The sequence below is a fragment of the Priestia megaterium NBRC 15308 = ATCC 14581 genome (assembly GCF_000832985.1).
Lineage (GTDB): Bacteria > Bacillota > Bacilli > Bacillales > Bacillaceae_H > Priestia > Priestia megaterium.
This window is the reverse complement of record NZ_CP009920.1, coordinates 1,392,995-1,409,172: the sequence shown is the minus strand read 5'-3', so window position 1 is coordinate 1,409,172 and position 16,178 is coordinate 1,392,995. Positions and strand designations below refer to the sequence as shown.

Below are 16,178 nucleotides of genomic sequence, written 5' to 3'. Positions count from 1 at the left end.
GCTGAGTGAGTAATGTTTTATCAAGAAAGTTCATAAAATAAAGGGGGAATAACTGCATTACTTTATGTAAAGCGGTTGACCTTAAGGAATCATTATATTATAATTGCAAAAGACATGTCTAACATGTCATTTCATTATGATGTTAGTGGTTTTGTTCGGAGGGAGGGAATTAGAATGTCAAGAACAGTTGTTCGTAAAAACGAATCGCTTGAAGATGCTCTTCGTCGCTTCAAACGTTCAGTTTCAAAAACTGGTACGTTACAAGAAGCAAGAAAGCGCGAATTCTATGAAAAGCCTAGCGTAAAGCGTAAGAAGAAATCTGAAGCTGCTAGAAAACGCAAGTTCTAATAAGAGGGTGGATTTATGAGTCTTCTCGAGCGTTTAAATAGTGATATGAAACAAGCGATGAAAAACAAAGAGAAAGAGAAGCTTGGGGTCATTCGTATGGTCAAAGCATCTCTTCAAAACGAAGCCATTAAGTTAGGGACTGACCTAACTGAAGCAGACGAGTTGACGGTTATTTCTCGCGAATTCAAACAACGTAAAGACTCCCTCCATGAATTTGAGAAAGCAGGTCGTCAAGATCTTGTTGATAAAATTCATTCTGAATTAGCGGTTTTAGAAGTTTACGCTCCTAAACAGCTAACCGAAGAAGAGTTATCTGAAATTATTAAAACGACGATTGAAGAAACGCAGTCTTCCTCTAAAGCTGATATGGGGAAAGTTATGGGAGCGCTTATGCCGAAAGTAAAAGGCAAAGCGGATGGCTCTCTTGTTAATAAGCTTGTCCTTCAACACTTATCATAAAAAACACCTTACCTTGTGTAAGGTGTTTTTTATATGGATAATAATCGAACTTATGTTTTGTTTTTCGAGTGTAAAGAAGAAAATAGATAAATTTTAAAAAATTTGAAACTATTGTTAAAGTTATACGTATATACAGGTACATACTCATACTATCTATGGAAGGAGGGAAGTGTATTCGGTGAAAACCTTATTTTCTTTCGCGTGCTTTCTTATTTTAGCCACTGGGTTATTCCCCACTATTAGCACCGCTGACGTGAAGCGCGTACACGTTATTCCTGTCAATAAAACGGTAGAAAATGGATTGCTTTCTTTTTTAAACAGATCCATTGAAGATGCGGAAAATGACGGTGCAGATTTGATTATATTGGACATAGATACTCCTGGAGGAGCTGTAGATGCAGCTTCTGAAATAGCTAAAAGCTTAACCTCAACACCTATTCCTACCGCTGCTTTTGTCGATAAAAAAGCATTATCAGCCGGAGCCTATATTGCACTTAACGCCGATCAAATTTATATGACACCCGGTTCTACAATGGGATCGGCAGCTGTGATTGACCAACAGGGAAATGCAGCAGGAAAAAAAGCTCAGTCTTATTGGTTATCGGCTATGAAGAGCGCAGCAGAACAAAATAACCGAAACCCTAAATATGCAGAAGCGATGGCAAACACAAAGATGGTAATACCTGAGCTCAACTTAAAAGGAAACGAATTGCTGACGCTCACTCCGAAGCAAGCCGAGCAAGTTGGTTATTCAGAAGGAACTGTAAAAAATTTAGATGATCTCCTGAGCGTACTTGGCTATGAAGATGCTAAACTGACGTATGCAAAAATGAGTGTAAGTGAACAAATTGCTCGTTTTCTTACCCATCCGCTTGTTGTTCCCATTTTATTATCCATTGGTGCTTTAGGAATTGTAATTGAATTGTTTACGCCTTCATTTGGTATTGCGGGCTCTATTGGAATAGCTTCACTTCTTTTATTTTTCTATGGCCATATGGTAGCTGGATTAGCAGGAATGGAAGCCCTCGTTTTATTTATAGCAGGAATTATACTGCTTCTGTTAGAGATTGTAGTACCAGGCGGCGTTTTAGGACTGCTAGGGCTTGGAGCTATCATTTTAAGTTTTTTTATGTCAACAGATAATAATATCGAAATGGGAATTTCTCTTGTAATTGCAATAGTGGTGGCACTGGGAGGTGCGTTTGTGATGATGAAATTTTTTAAAAGAAAGCTTACACCTTTCAAAAAAATGGTGCTTAATGATTCACTTAATACTGAATCTGGCTACGTGTCGAATCAAAATCGTTATGAATTAATAGGAAAACAAGGTAAAACAACGACACCGCTTCGTCCTTCAGGTACCGTGCTCATCGATGAAGAGTATGTGGATGTAGTCACTGAAGGCGGATATTTAGACAAAGATGTGTTAGTAAATATTATAAAAGTAGAGGGATCAAGGGTTGTGGTGCGGAAGCTTACAGAGCCTTTGAAAAAGGAGGACCTTAATTAATGGAAGTAGGTAGCGTATTGTTTTTTGTAGTTATTGGTCTAGCAATTATTGCTTTAGCTGTTTTTTTCACTTTTGTACCGATTATGCTATGGATTTCAGCATTAGCAGCAGGCGTTCGTATTAGTATTTTCACACTGGTCGGAATGAGACTTCGTCGAGTGATACCATCTCGCGTTGTGAACCCGTTAATTAAAGCAAGTAAAGCAGGTTTAGGTATTACCATTAATCAATTAGAAAGCCACTATTTAGCAGGCGGTAACGTTGACCGTGTGGTAAATGCGTTGATTGCAGCGCACCGAGCAAATATTGAGTTAACATTTGAGCGCGGAGCAGCTATCGACTTAGCGGGCCGTGATGTGCTAGAAGCTGTACAAATGAGCGTTAATCCAAAAGTTATTGAAACACCTTTTATTGCAGGGGTGGCTATGGATGGAATCGAAGTCAAAGCAAAAGCTCGAATTACCGTTCGTGCAAACATTGATCGACTAGTAGGGGGAGCCGGAGAAGAAACGATTATTGCCCGTGTTGGCGAGGGGATTGTTTCTACAATCGGTTCGCAAAAAGATCACAAAAAAGTATTGGAAAATCCCGATATGATTTCTCAAACGGTGTTAGGAAAAGGACTGGATTCAGGAACAGCGTTTGAAATCTTATCCATTGATATTGCTGACATCGATATTGGGAAAAATATTGGGGCAGTTCTTCAAACAGACCAAGCGGAAGCAGATAAAAATATTGCACAAGCAAAAGCCGAAGAACGTCGTGCTATGGCCGTTGCTCAAGAACAAGAAATGCGTGCAAAAGTAGAGGAAATGCGTGCAAAAGTAGTAGAGGCAGAAGCAGAAGTACCGTTAGCGATGGCAGAAGCACTGCGCTCTGGCAATATTGGCGTCATGGATTATATGAATATTCAAAACTTGACTGCTGATACGGATATGCGTGATTCAATTGGAAAAATGTCTAAAGAAGACGATGAGAAATAATGAATCAGCTTAACAAGGAGGTTTTCTCCTAATGAATATCGTTGAAACGCTTATTAAACTAATTATTAATAATGCTTTCATTTTTGTCATCGTTGGAGGGATTATTTTTAACGTTGTGCAGCGTTTTATAGCTCAGTCGAAAGAGGAAGAACAGCAGCGTTCTAAAAGAGCTCCTATGCCTCCTGTAAACAATCCTTCAAGGCGGGAAAGACCTAGATATCGACCTGTCAAAGAAGAGCCAAAAACAGCTCGTAGGGAGCCGGAAACTGTTCTTTCAGCAGAAACAAATCCTTTGCAAGAAAAATTGGAAGAGCTAAAAAATCGTTCGTATCATGAACCGTCTATTCAAAAGAAAATCACAGTTGACAAACCAAAAATCACGGGTGAGAAAAACGTTTTCAAGCCCATTTCTCGTAAAGAAGCTGTTCAAGGAGTGGTATGGTCCGAAATTCTAGGGCCTCCAAAATCGAAACAACGTAAATATAAACGATAAATAGATGTGATACATTAACCTCCTTTCTCATAAACATGAGATGAAAGGGGGTTCTTTTTATGAGCAAAAAGTGGAGACACCAAATGAAAAGATGGATGACAAAAACAATGGAACTACCCGCTGATGTATTAATGGATCTTCCCCGTATTACGTTAGTTGGACAAATACACATTTATATTGAAAACCATAAAGGTTTATTAGCCTTTTCTGATACTGAAATACGCGTGTTACTAAAACAGGGACAAATGTTAATTCGAGGTGAAGGACTGGTCATTAAAGTAATACTGCCAGAAGAACTGGTTTTAGAAGGTAAAATCAATCAAGTTCTTTATTTAGAACAATAACACAAGGAGGAAAAAAATGAAGAATGGATGGACAAACTTTGTTATTGGTACCGTACGTATTCGAATTGTTGGAAAAGGAATTGAACGTTTTTTAAATAATTGTGTGAGACAACAGATTATGATTTCGAATGTCCATAAAGTTGACGGTCAACTAGCAACAGCAACGATATTATTGAAAGATGTAAAGAAAATTCGTATACTAATTCGCAACGCAGATTGTAAAATTTATTTTATAAGAGGCAGAGGTTTTCCTTTTTTAACAAAACGAGTGATCAAAAATAGTGGATTTGCTTTAGGTTTTCTTTCTTTTTTTATTATTCTTGGTTTGCTTTCCAACATGGTGTGGAAAGTGGAAATTAGCGGTGCAGAACCACAAACAGAACATCAAATGACTAAGCAGCTTGCCAAAATAGGTGTAAAAAGAGGAGAGTTTCAATTTCTGTTAGAAAGTCCTGAAAAAATTCAGCGCTATTTAACGGATAATATGAACAATATTACCTGGGTGGGAGTAGAAGTGCGCGGCACTTCTTATCACTTCCAAGTGGTTGAAAAAAATGAGCCCAAGCCTCAGCAAAAAACACCTTACCAACATTTGATTGCTAAAAAGAAAGCCATTATTACGAATTTGTTTGTCGAAAAAGGACAACCTTTAGTCAAGGTTAATGATTTTGTCAATGAAGGCGAGGTCCTAGTTTCCGGTATTATTGGAAACGAAAAAAATAAAAAGGTAGTAGCTGCTAAAGGGAAAGTCTACGGTGAAACATGGTATAAGTCTGAGGTGGAAGTGCCTTTAAAAACTGATTTTCAGGTATTAACGGGTAATGGATATACGAAGCACTATTTAGATTTTCAAGCTTTTAAAATGCCTCTTTGGGCTTTTAACAAAGAAAAATACGCCTCAAAGGTGACAGAAAAAGTGGAGCATCCACTCTATTTTTTTAAATGGAAATTACCTCTGTCGTATGAGAAAGTTGCTGTACGAGAAGAACAAAACTCGCAGCGCGTCTATTCTAAACAAGAGGCGATGGAAAAAGCTTTGGAAATCGGTCGAAAAAAATTACTATCAACTTTAGGTGAGGATGCTAAAATAAAAGGTGAAAAAGTTTTGCACCAAGAACAGGACAATGGTAAAGTTAGATTATCAATACATTACCAAGTTATAGAAAATATTGCGAACACTCAACCAATTATTCAAGGAGATTGATGAATGTCAGAACAGCTAGTAACAATTAACGTACAACTTGATGATTCAAACGAAGCCATTTCATTATTTGGCGTACAAGATTCGAATTTAAAGCGAATTGAAGAAGAAATGCAGGTCTCTATCATTTCAAGAGGTGAGACTGTTGTAGTCTCCGGAAGTACAGAAAATGTTCAGCTAGTGGAAGAAATGCTTAAAAAGTTACTGAACATTATCCGAAAAAATATTTCCATATCTGAACGAGATGTTGTGTATGCGATTCAATTAGCTAAGAAAAATTCTCTTGAGTTTTTTGAAGATGTATATGAAGAAGAGATTGGTAAAAATGTAAAAGGTAAGACTATTCGTGTTAAGACATTAGGACAAAGTCAATACATTTCGTCTATTAAGAAAAATGATTTGGTATTTGGAATTGGGCCTGCTGGTACCGGTAAAACGTATTTAGCCGTTGTCATGGCCGTTAATGCTCTTAAAAATGGTCACGTACAGCGTATTATTTTAACACGTCCTGCTGTTGAAGCAGGTGAAAGTCTTGGCTTCTTGCCAGGAGATTTGAAAGAAAAAGTAGATCCGTACTTGCGGCCTCTGTACGATGCATTACATGATGTATTAGGAACAGAACATACGCAACGCCTAATCGAACGCGGAGTTATTGAAATAGCACCCCTTGCTTATATGCGAGGTCGTACACTAGATGATGCGTTTGTTATCTTAGACGAAGCGCAAAACACCACGATGGCGCAAATGAAGATGTTTTTAACACGACTAGGATTTGGGTCTAAAATGGTGATTACAGGAGATATTTCACAAATTGATTTACCAAAAGGAGCTCAGTCTGGTCTAGCGGCTGTCTCGAAAATCCTGACCAATGTTAAAGGTATTTCATTTGTTCATCTAGAACAGTCAGATGTTGTGCGCCATCCACTTGTGGGACGCATCATTCAAGCGTACGAACAAGCTGACCAAAAGACCCTTTCTTAATAGGGTCTATTTTTTGTAAAAGGGGGTACGTTTGTGTCAACGTTTCGGATAATCAAGCAAACAATGGCACAGATCGAGCGATTACGGTTAATTCAAATTGGGTTATATGCCTTGTTAGGTGTAATGATGTTTGCGTCTATGTATAGCAATGTAAAGCCGCAGGAATTAGATCTCAGATTACTATCTATTTCCCCGCAAACCATTTACTCACCCGTTACCATTGAAGATAAAGAAAGCACAGAGAAAAAACGGGCAGAGGCAGAACAAGCCGTTGAAGATGTGTATACACAAAAAACAGAATACGCACAGAACCAAGTCGATCTTGTTGCATCTATTTTTGATGCGATGATGGAAGTTAATACAGAATATGAAAAAGAAGATCATGAAGATGACAGTATCGATGCCGTATTAAAAACCAAACAAAAAATGCTAGAGGACAAGCTTCCTGAAGACATTCAAAAAAACTTGCCAAAAGATACCATTAAGCAGCTGCTTCAGTCTTCTAACAGTGATTTATCGATTGCGAAAGATGCTGTAGTCACGGCCGTTCATCATGTGATGAAAGATCAAGTGAAGATTAGCGATGTAGAAGAGAAAAAAGATCAAGTAGAAAGTCAGCTTGTTTACACCAATGTCAGCAATTCTCTAAAGGATTCAATGAATGCAATTGCTAAATTCGCTATCATTCCAAATGTGATTTATGATCCACAAAAAACAGCTGAAAACCGTCAAGCAGCTGTGGAAAAAGTGGAGCCTGTCCGAATCAAACAAGGCCAGATTATTGTAGAAGAAAATCAGCTTATTAATCCTGATATATATCGTCAGCTCCAGCTCGCGGGATTGTTGAATAATAAAGGCTCTATTCAGCCTTTTGCAGGGTTAGCTTTGCTGATTGTAATGATGATAGCGGGCCTCATTTACTATTTGCGTGAATTTCACACCAAGACATATCAGCCCTTGCTGTTGTATGTATTGGTAGCAACCATTACGATTGGCCTCATGAAAATCTTAAGCTTGTTTCAGCAAATTGATTTATCAGAAATTGGTTTCTTAGCTCCTGTTGCGGTGGGAGGTTTGCTGATTCGAATTTTAATGGATGAACGTATTGCTATTTTATCAAGCGTTGTATTTGCTATTTGTGGAAGCATTATTTTTAATGGTGAATTGACAACCTCGTTTAATATGAACATTGGGATCTACTTTTTAATTAGCAATATTGCTGCTATTTTATTTTTAAGCAGGCAGCACAGACGTTCACGGATTTTGCAGGCAGGTCTATTTGTGGCTATGGTAAACGTAATTATCAGCTTTGCTATTATTTTCATTAAAAATGGCCAAATCGGCACTGTAGAGCTTGGCTATTACAGCATGATGTCAATTGCATCTGGTGTTATTGCTTCCGTTTTAACTATAGGTTTGCTTCCGTTTTTTGAAAGTGGATTTGGCATTTTATCTACGATGAAGCTGATTGAATTATCGAGTCCTAATCATCCGCTATTACGCAAAATCTTAACCGAAACACCCGGAACATACCATCACAGCGTAATGGTGGCAAACTTATCTGAAGCGGCGTGCGAAACGATAGGAGCTAACGGTTTATTAGCGAGAGTCGGGGCTTATTACCACGATATTGGTAAAACGAAGCGACCGCAGTATTTTATTGAAAATCAAATGAATATTACTAATCCGCATGATAAACTAAGTCCTAAGACTAGTAAAAATATTATAATCGCACATGCTACAGATGGAGCTACCATTTTGCGAAATCACAAGTTTCCAAAAGAGATTGTAGATATTGCAGAGCAGCATCACGGAACGACTTTGCTCAAGTTTTTTTATCATAAGGCACTTGAACAAACAGAAGAAAAAATTGATGAAAAAGAATATCGCTATCCTGGACCAAAGCCTCAGTCGAAAGAAGCAGCGGTTATTTGCATAGCTGATAGTGTAGAAGCAGCCGTAAGGTCAATGTCCAATCCGACTCCGGAAAAAATTGAGAACTTGGTGCGAAATATTATTAAAGATCGCTTGCAGGATGAGCAGCTTAGCGAGTGTAACGTAACGCTTAAAGAGCTAGAGTTAATTCGCCAAGCACTATGTGAAACTTTAAATGGGATTTTTCATTCCCGAATCGAATATCCAGAGATAAAAAAAGAGAAGGTGAAGGTATGAGTTTAGTTATTGATTTTATTGATGAAACAAACGAAGTAAGTGAAGAACAGCAAAAAGAGCTTGAGCAGCTGCTTGAAGCTGCTGCTATATATGAAAATCTGCAAGAGGATGCAGAAGTATCCGTTACATTTGTGGATAATGATCGAATTCAAGAAATCAATCATCAATACCGCCATAAAAATCAGCCAACGGATGTAATATCGTTTGCGCTAGAAGAAATGGGCGAAGATGAAATGCAAATTATCGGAGATGAGATGCCAAGAGTCCTAGGGGACATTGTCATTTCGATTCCAAAAGCTCATGAGCAAGCAGAAGAATACAATCACTCGTTTATGAGGGAGCTAGGATTCTTAACGGTTCACGGTTTCTTGCACTTGCTTGGATATGACCATGAAACATCAGAAGATGAAAAAGAGATGTTTACACGTCAAAAAGATATTTTAGAACAATATGGACTCTCGCGATAAAAAAGGGATAGCTAAAGTTGTCAGTAGCTTTGGTTATGCAATAGAAGGGTTTCTCTATGTTTGTAAAACACAGAGAAATATGCAAATTCACGTAGCAGCTTCTTTCATCGTCCTTCTCTTAGGCGCCGTGCTGTCAATTACAGCTGGTGAATGGACGGTTGTGCTGCTTCTGATTGCAGGCATGTTCAGCTTGGAGTTAATGAATACAGCAGTTGAAAAAGTTGTCGATCTAGTTTCTCCTGAATATCACATACTAGCAAAACACGCAAAAGATGCAGCCGCAGCCGCGGTGTTGGTCTATGCGTGTTTTGCTGTCCTTATAGGAGGAATTATTTTCTTAAAGTATTTGTTTTAAGAAGGATTCTTTTTGGTTCTTTACACCCCCGTGGTATAATAAAAAAGGACAAGTTAAAAGACATGTAGAAGCGCAAAAAGGAGAGCGGATAAATGGATAAGACCGGACTGATTGATGAAGCGAAAAAAGCTCGTGAAATGGCTTATGTACCTTATTCAAAATTTAAAGTTGGTGCAGCTTTATTGACGAAAGATGGAAAGGTTTATCGCGGCTGCAATATTGAAAATGCAGCTTATAGCATGTGCAATTGTGCTGAGCGTACGGCTTTATTTAAAGCCTATTCAGAAGGAGATAAAGAGTATGCAGCACTTGCTGTAGTAGCTGATACTGATCGTCCTGTTTCTCCGTGTGGAGCATGCAGACAAGTAATCTCTGAGCTTTGTCCAAAAGAAATGAAAGTTATATTAACTAATTTAAAAAATGACATACAAGAATTAACTGTGGAAGAATTACTTCCAGGAGCATTTTCATCGGAGGATTTACATGAGTAATAATGAATTTAAGTCAGGTTTTGTTTCAATTATTGGAAGACCAAACGTAGGGAAATCAACTTTTTTGAACCGAGTAATTGGTCAAAAGATTGCGATTATGAGTGACAAACCGCAAACAACTAGAAATAAAATTCAGGGTGTGTACACGGAAGATCAGGCGCAGATTGTGTTTATTGATACACCAGGAATTCATAAACCAAAGCATAAATTAGGCGACTTTATGATGAAGGTAGCGCAAAATACGCTTAAAGAAGTAGATTTAATTTTATTTATGATTAACGCAACAGAAGGCTTAGGTCGAGGCGATGAATTTATTATCGAGCGTTTAAAGGACACAAAAACGCCTGTTTTCCTTGTGATTAATAAAATTGATGAAATTCACCCAGACGAATTGTTTTCAATTATCACGAATTATAAAGACTTATATCCTTTTGCTGAAATTGTGCCAATTTCAGCTTTACAAGGAAATAACGTGGGGCGTTTGCTTGATCAAATTAAGCAGCGATTGCCGGAAGGTCCGCAATATTATCCGGCAGATCAAGTAACTGATCACCCAGAGCGCTTTATTATTACGGAATTAATTCGTGAAAAAGTACTGCATGCAACGAGGGAAGAAATACCTCATTCTATTGCCGTTGTGATGGATTCTATGCAAAGACGAGATAATGGTGCTGTTTACGTGGGCGCTACAATTATCGTCGAAAGAGATTCACAAAAAGGCATCGTAATTGGAAAGCAAGGAAAGATGTTAAAAGAGGTAGGAAGAAAAGCAAGAGCAGACATTGAAGCCCTCTTAGGTTCAAAAGTATTTTTAGAACTATGGGTAAAAGTTCAAAAAGATTGGCGAAATCGAGCGTCGCATCTCCGTGACTTTGGATTTAGAGAAGACGAATATTAATCATTTGTGTTCTTGTTTGCGTCGATTTATATCCCTTCATAAAAGAAGGTAATTTGTAAAAAATTGTGTTACATGATTTTACGTCGGAAGGCTATTCTAAACATAAGGAATTGAAATATGTATCTGATCTTTATGGTTAGAAAGGTGGGAGTTCTATGTTGAATTTTACTTGGAACATTTTTTCACAAACAGGTAGCATTGATACTTATCTCATTTTTAAGGAACTTGAAAATGAAGTGAAAGAAAGACCCGAAACATATGAGGACAACAGCGAAAGTCTCAATTCTCCCTTGTCTTAGCCTTCTGTAAGATGGCGGTGATGATGATTGTTTAAAAAGTGTGAAGGAATTGTCATTCGAACGAATGATTACGGTGAATCAAATAAAATTGTCACCATTTATTCACGTGAACTCGGAAAAGTGGGTCTCATGGCAAGAGGGGCAAAAAAGCCCAGTAGTCGCTTAGCTTCCGTCACACAATTATTTACGTATGGATACTTTTTTATACAAGCAGGTTCAGGAATGGGCACTCTCCATCAAGGAGAAGTTATCTCATCTATGAGAAGCATACGCGAAGATATCTTCACAACAGCGTATGCTTCTTATATTCTTGAATTAACGGATAAAGCTACTGAGAACAATAAACCAAATCCATTTCTATTTGAACTGCTGCACCAAACCATTCATTATATGAACGAAGAGTATGATGCAGAGATCTTAACATTTATTTATGAAATGAAAATGTTAAACGTTCTAGGTCTTCATCCTACATTAAATGAATGTGCAGTCTGCCATCGAGGTGAAGGAACATTTCATTTTTCCATTCGAGAAGGCGGGTTTATTTGTCATCGGTGCTTAGAAAAAGATCCTTATCATTTGAAAATTAGTCCGATGACGGTTAAACTATTAAGGCTATTTTATTACATTGATTTAAAGCGATTAGGTTCTATTTCTGTTAAGCCCGAAACAAAAAAACAATTAAAGTTCGTAATTGATCAATATTACGAAGAATATTCAGGATTGTTTTTAAAAACAAAGCGGTTTTTGAATCAGATGGAGTCTTTAAAACAATCGCTGTCTGATGAGAAATAGAAAAGATAATCAGTGATATGCAAGGAATTGCTGTCGCTAGGGTGCCTCGTAGTGTGTAGGGGACACCCTTTTTACTGTGGAGCGAAGGGGTAGCTTCGCTTATTGTAAGCGTAATGCCTGCTTTTTTTGAGAAGCCGTGGTAAAATAAACGGCATTCTAAAAAGATAAAATGCTAAAATTAATCAGTTATAGCTTTTACTTTTGCTTAAAAAGTATATAATGTTTTATAAATAGTATGTCACATTTAATGATTAGGTGGTGAGTACAATCGAACTGAACAAACGACAAGAACAAATTTTGCAAATTGTCAAAGACGAAGGCCCTATTACAGGCGAGCATATTGCAGATCAGCTTAGCCTTACGCGGGCAACACTAAGACCGGACTTGGCTATTTTAACAATGGCTGGTTATTTAGAAGCGCGACCGCGCGTAGGTTACTTTTACACAGGTAAAACAGGAGCACAGCTTCTTACAGATAAAATAAAAAAAATACAGGTGCAAGAATATCAGTCTATCCCGGTGGTTGTGAACGAAAATGTGTCAGTATATGATGCTATTTGTACAATGTTTCTAGAAGACGTGGGGACCCTTTTTGTAGTGGATGAGAAATCCCAGCTAGTGGGAGTACTGTCGCGTAAAGATTTATTGCGCGCGAGTATCGGAAAGCAAGAGCTCACATCTATTCCTGTTCATATTATTATGACGAGAATGCCCAACATTACATATTGCTATCGCGAAGATTTGTTAATTGATATTGCTAAGATCTTAATTGAAAAACAGATTGATGCTATGCCCGTTATTAAAGAGGGAGACGGCAATTTTGAAGTGGTGGGACGCATTACCAAAACAAATATTACAAAATTACTAGTAGCATTAGCAAATGATGAAGTATTATAAGTGAAAAAGGATTAAAAAGGGGATGCACAAAATATGAACAACCCATGTCTTTATGTCATTTCGGATTCTGTAGGTGAGACAGCTGAACTAGTTGTAAAGGCTGCATCAAGTCAGTTCAATATGACGGACTTTGTAATTAAAAGAGTGCCTTACGTAGAGGACATCGCAACACTTTCAGAAGTGGTTTCAGTAGCGAAGATGAACAATGCTATTATTGGCTTTACGCTAGTAAAGCCCGAAATGAGAGAATTTTTAATTCAAGAAGCGTCCAAGAACGGGGTAGAGGTATTTGATATTATTGGACCTTTAATTGATAAAATTCAATCTTCTTATCAACTTTCTCCTCGCTATGAGCCTGGAATGGCTAGAAAATTAGACGAAGATTATTTTAAGAAAGTAGAAGCAATTGAATTTGCAGTGAAATATGATGATGGTCGTGACCCGAGAGGCATTCTTAGAGCGGATATTGTATTAATCGGTGTATCAAGAACATCTAAAACACCTCTTTCTCAATTTTTAGCACACAAGCGTTTGAAAGTAGCCAATGTTCCGATTGTACCTGAGGTAGATCCACCAGAAGAGCTGTTTCACGTATCACCTGAGAAATGTATAGGACTTACTATTAGTCCTGAAAAGTTAAACGATATTCGTAAAGAACGTTTAAAGTCTCTTGGGCTAAACGATAAAGCAATTTATGCTAATATTGGTCGTATTAAAGAAGAACTTGAATTTTTCCAAGGGATTGTAGATAAGATTGGCTGTGAAGTGGTGGACGTATCTAACAGAGCCGTAGAAGAAACAGCTGGTATCATTCTTAATACCATCAAAAAGAAATAAACGATAGATCTCCTCTGTGCGTGACATAAAGGAGATTGCTTTCTTATGTTTGTATGCTGTAAGCCTAAGAAAATATCCCAAAGATGAATATGACAGAACTTTTAAAAACAAGTGACTTTAGTATAGAAAATATAGGTTGTTTATATTATAATAAAAAATTGTGATAAAAAAGAATAGTTTTAGGTTTAGACTTTGTTAAGAACGAATAAACTATTTATATAAAAGTCAAGTCAAAATCGAAAAAAGTATTCGACAAATGCCATCTACAGGAAATAACAAATTGTTAGAAGGAATCTCTGGAGGGATGTAGAATACAGAGTTATAGCAAAAGAAAAAGTAAAGTTTTTGTCGATGCTGATGCATGCCCTGTTAAAGCAGAAATCGTTGAACTTACACATACATATGACATCGATCTTGTGTTTGTTGCTTCCTATGCTCACATGCAAACAAATCCTACACCAGGAAAATGGGTCTATGTGGATGCAGAAAAGGAAGCCGCAGATTTATATATTTTAAATCACGCAGTCAAGCAGGATATTGTGGTAACTCAAGATACTGGCTTAGCAAGCATGTTAGTAAGTCGAGGGGTTTACGCACTGTCTCCTCGTGGAAAGTACTATAATGACGACGAAATGAATACGGTGCTTTTCTTTCGTTATGTTTCTGCAAAAGAGCGACGGTCAGGCCGTCATACTAAAGGCCCAAAGGCATTTAGTGAAGAAGATCGCCAGCATTTCATTCAAGCTTTTGAAAAAATGTTGTCGAAACTTGCAGGAATTTAGCACTTAGTGAAGAATATTATATGAAATACGGAGCTGTTACTATGGCAAATCGAATTCCTGATGAAGTAATCGACCGTATTCGGCATTCAGTAGATATTGTCGACGTCATAAGCGATTATGTACAACTAAAAAAACAAGGGCGCAATTATTTTGGACTCTGTCCGTTTCATGGGGAAAGCACACCGTCTTTTTCAGTATCGCCTGATAAACAAATTTATCATTGCTTTGGATGTGGTGCAGGGGGGAATTCATTTTCATTCATAATGGAATTAGAAGGACTGTCCTTCACAGAAGCAGCTCAGCAGCTTGCTGAAAAAGGAGATATTCCTTTCGAACATGAGATACATCCTCATGAAGAAGATAATCAAAAGCCTAGCAATAAAATGATTGAAGCACACGAGCTTTTAAAGAAATTTTACCATCATTTATTGGTAAATACAAAAGAAGGCCAAGATGCTTATGATTATTTAATAAATCGAGGGTTTTCACGAGAAATTATCGATGAATTTGAGATAGGTTTTGCTTTAGATTCGTGGGAATTTGTAAGTAAGTTCTTAACAAAACGTGGGTTTAATCCGCAAGAGATGGAACATGCAGGTTTAATCATTAAACGCAACCAAGATGAAACGTACTTTGATCGTTTTCGTGATCGAATTATGTTTCCTATTGCTGACTTGCAAGGCAAAACAATTGCATTTTCAGGTCGCCTGCTAAAAGAGATAAAAGGGCAGCCTAAATATTTAAACAGTCCCGAAACTTCTATTTTTAACAAAAGTCGCACACTCTACAACTTTCACCGCGCTAAAAAACATATACGCAAAAATCAGCAGGTTATTTTATTTGAAGGATTTGCAGATGTTATTTCGGCTGTTAAAGCTGGGTGCCCGAACGCAATTGCAACAATGGGAACTGCCTTAACAGAAGAACAAGCCAAGATTATTCGCCGAAATGTAGAGTCCGTTATCATTTGCTATGATGCAGATTCTGCCGGAATTGAAGCAGCGCACAAAGCAACTACTATCTTAACAAATGTAGGTTGTACCGTTAAGATTGCTGTGATGCCGGATGGTTATGACCCGGATGATTATATTAAAGAATACGGGGCAGAGAAGTTTCAAAATGATGTTATTAATAGCAGCTTGACCATTATGGCATTTCAAATGAGGTATCTCCGCCGAAAACGAAATCTACAAAATGAATCTGAACGTATGCAATACATTGAAGACGTTTTGAAAGAAATAAGCCTCCTTACGAAAGCTGTAGAGCGAGATCATTATTTACGCCAATTGGCACAAGAGTTTTCCATTTCATTAGATGCGCTTAAAGAACAGCAGTATCAAGTGTATCGAACTGAAAAAAAGAAAAAGGATAATGATTCTCCAAATCGAAATAATATAAATAGACAACCAGTCGTAAAGAGAAGCTTATTACCGGCTTATCAAAATGCAGAACGTTTTTTGATCGCTCATATGTTGAAAGATAAGGATGTAGCATTTAGAATTCAAGACCGACTTCAAGGTCAGTTCAATGTTGAGGAACATCGTGCGCTTGTTCTATATTTGTATGCTTATTACGAGGAAGGACACGAGCCTAATCCGAGCGGATTTATCGAACGGTTGCCCGAGTCTTCGTTGTCTAGTCTAGCTTCAGAATTGGCGATGATGTCAATCAATGATGAATTGTCGGAGCAAGCTTTAAATGATTATATCCAAACGATATTGATTTACCCACAAAGGGTAGCGATAGAAAAAAAAGAAGCAGAAAAGCAAGAAGCAGAGCGTCAAAAAGATTATTTAAAAGCTGCGACAATAGCAATGGAAATTTTACAGTTAAAAAAAACGTTAAAATAAACGATATTGCGTATTAGTC

General features: G+C 37.6%; 19 protein-coding genes. All 19 read left to right on the top strand.

Annotated elements, in window-relative coordinates; all coding sequences use genetic code 11:
- Window positions 1–174 precede the first annotated feature (174 nt).
- Window positions 175–348, top strand: a complete 174-nt coding sequence (rpsU, locus tag BG04_RS07875) for a 30S ribosomal protein S21 (RefSeq protein ID WP_013059237.1) — start codon at window positions 175–177, stop codon at window positions 346–348.
- 15 nt (window positions 349–363) lie between these two features.
- The gene (locus tag BG04_RS07870; RefSeq protein WP_013059236.1) at window positions 364–807 is read left to right on the top strand and encodes a GatB/YqeY domain-containing protein; all 444 of its coding nucleotides are present in this window, start codon (window positions 364–366) and stop codon (window positions 805–807) included.
- 178 nt (window positions 808–985) lie between these two features.
- Window positions 986–2,317, top strand: coding sequence for an NfeD family protein (locus tag BG04_RS07865; RefSeq protein ID WP_016765594.1), 1,332 nt, complete (start codon window positions 986–988; stop codon window positions 2,315–2,317).
- Window positions 2,317–3,300 (top strand): flotillin-like protein FloA, encoded by a 984-nt coding sequence (gene floA / locus BG04_RS07860; protein WP_013059234.1) that lies wholly within the window; start codon window positions 2,317–2,319, stop codon window positions 3,298–3,300. Before BG04_RS07865 ends, floA begins: the two co-directional genes overlap by 1 nt.
- Before the next feature lie 31 nt (window positions 3,301–3,331).
- Window positions 3,332–3,793, top strand: a complete 462-nt coding sequence (locus BG04_RS07855) for a hypothetical protein (protein ID WP_016765593.1) — start codon at window positions 3,332–3,334, stop codon at window positions 3,791–3,793.
- A gap of 59 nt (window positions 3,794–3,852) precedes the next feature.
- Window positions 3,853–4,137: a sporulation protein YqfC gene (gene yqfC, locus BG04_RS07850; RefSeq protein ID WP_013059232.1), complete on the top strand. Its 285-nt coding sequence runs from the start codon at window positions 3,853–3,855 to the stop codon at window positions 4,135–4,137.
- A gap of 16 nt (window positions 4,138–4,153) precedes the next feature.
- On the top strand, window positions 4,154–5,341 hold the full coding sequence (yqfD, locus tag BG04_RS07845; protein WP_034648867.1) for a sporulation protein YqfD: 1,188 nt from the start codon (window positions 4,154–4,156) through the stop codon (window positions 5,339–5,341).
- A gap of 3 nt (window positions 5,342–5,344) precedes the next feature.
- Window positions 5,345–6,319, top strand: coding sequence for a PhoH family protein (locus tag BG04_RS07840; RefSeq protein ID WP_034648869.1), 975 nt, complete (start codon window positions 5,345–5,347; stop codon window positions 6,317–6,319).
- 63 nt (window positions 6,320–6,382) lie between these two features.
- A complete protein-coding gene (locus tag BG04_RS07835; RefSeq protein WP_026106700.1) occupies window positions 6,383–8,491 on the top strand; it encodes an HD family phosphohydrolase in 2,109 nt (702 codons plus the stop codon).
- Entirely contained in the window at window positions 8,488–8,958 is a 471-nt protein-coding gene (gene ybeY / locus BG04_RS07830) for an rRNA maturation RNase YbeY (RefSeq protein WP_014458190.1), read from the top strand. Before BG04_RS07835 ends, ybeY begins: the two co-directional genes overlap by 4 nt.
- A 79-nt stretch (window positions 8,959–9,037) precedes the next feature.
- The gene (locus BG04_RS07825) at window positions 9,038–9,313 is read left to right on the top strand and encodes a diacylglycerol kinase family protein (protein ID WP_318857846.1); all 276 of its coding nucleotides are present in this window, start codon (window positions 9,038–9,040) and stop codon (window positions 9,311–9,313) included.
- Window positions 9,314–9,405: 92 nt separating this feature from the next.
- On the top strand, window positions 9,406–9,804 hold the full coding sequence (locus BG04_RS07820) for a cytidine deaminase (protein WP_013059226.1): 399 nt from the start codon (window positions 9,406–9,408) through the stop codon (window positions 9,802–9,804).
- Window positions 9,797–10,702 (top strand): GTPase Era, encoded by a 906-nt coding sequence (era, locus tag BG04_RS07815; protein WP_016765588.1) that lies wholly within the window; start codon window positions 9,797–9,799, stop codon window positions 10,700–10,702. Before BG04_RS07820 ends, era begins: the two co-directional genes overlap by 8 nt.
- A gap of 155 nt (window positions 10,703–10,857) precedes the next feature.
- Window positions 10,858–11,001, top strand: coding sequence for a YqzL family protein (locus BG04_RS29610; protein WP_014458193.1), 144 nt, complete (start codon window positions 10,858–10,860; stop codon window positions 10,999–11,001).
- Window positions 11,002–11,028: 27 nt separating this feature from the next.
- A complete protein-coding gene (recO, locus tag BG04_RS07810; protein ID WP_014458194.1) occupies window positions 11,029–11,793 on the top strand; it encodes a DNA repair protein RecO in 765 nt (254 codons plus the stop codon).
- Window positions 11,794–12,051: 258 nt separating this feature from the next.
- Window positions 12,052–12,690: a transcriptional regulator CcpN gene (gene ccpN, locus BG04_RS07805; RefSeq protein ID WP_025750542.1), complete on the top strand. Its 639-nt coding sequence runs from the start codon at window positions 12,052–12,054 to the stop codon at window positions 12,688–12,690.
- 33 nt (window positions 12,691–12,723) lie between these two features.
- A complete protein-coding gene (locus tag BG04_RS07800) occupies window positions 12,724–13,527 on the top strand; it encodes a pyruvate, water dikinase regulatory protein (protein WP_013059222.1) in 804 nt (267 codons plus the stop codon).
- 380 nt (window positions 13,528–13,907) lie between these two features.
- Complete coding sequence (locus BG04_RS07795) at window positions 13,908–14,309, top strand: YaiI/YqxD family protein (RefSeq protein WP_231101813.1); 402 nt, start codon at window positions 13,908–13,910, stop codon at window positions 14,307–14,309.
- 41 nt (window positions 14,310–14,350) lie between these two features.
- The gene (gene dnaG, locus BG04_RS07790; protein ID WP_034648873.1) at window positions 14,351–16,159 is read left to right on the top strand and encodes a DNA primase; all 1,809 of its coding nucleotides are present in this window, start codon (window positions 14,351–14,353) and stop codon (window positions 16,157–16,159) included.
- Window positions 16,160–16,178 lie beyond the last annotated feature (19 nt).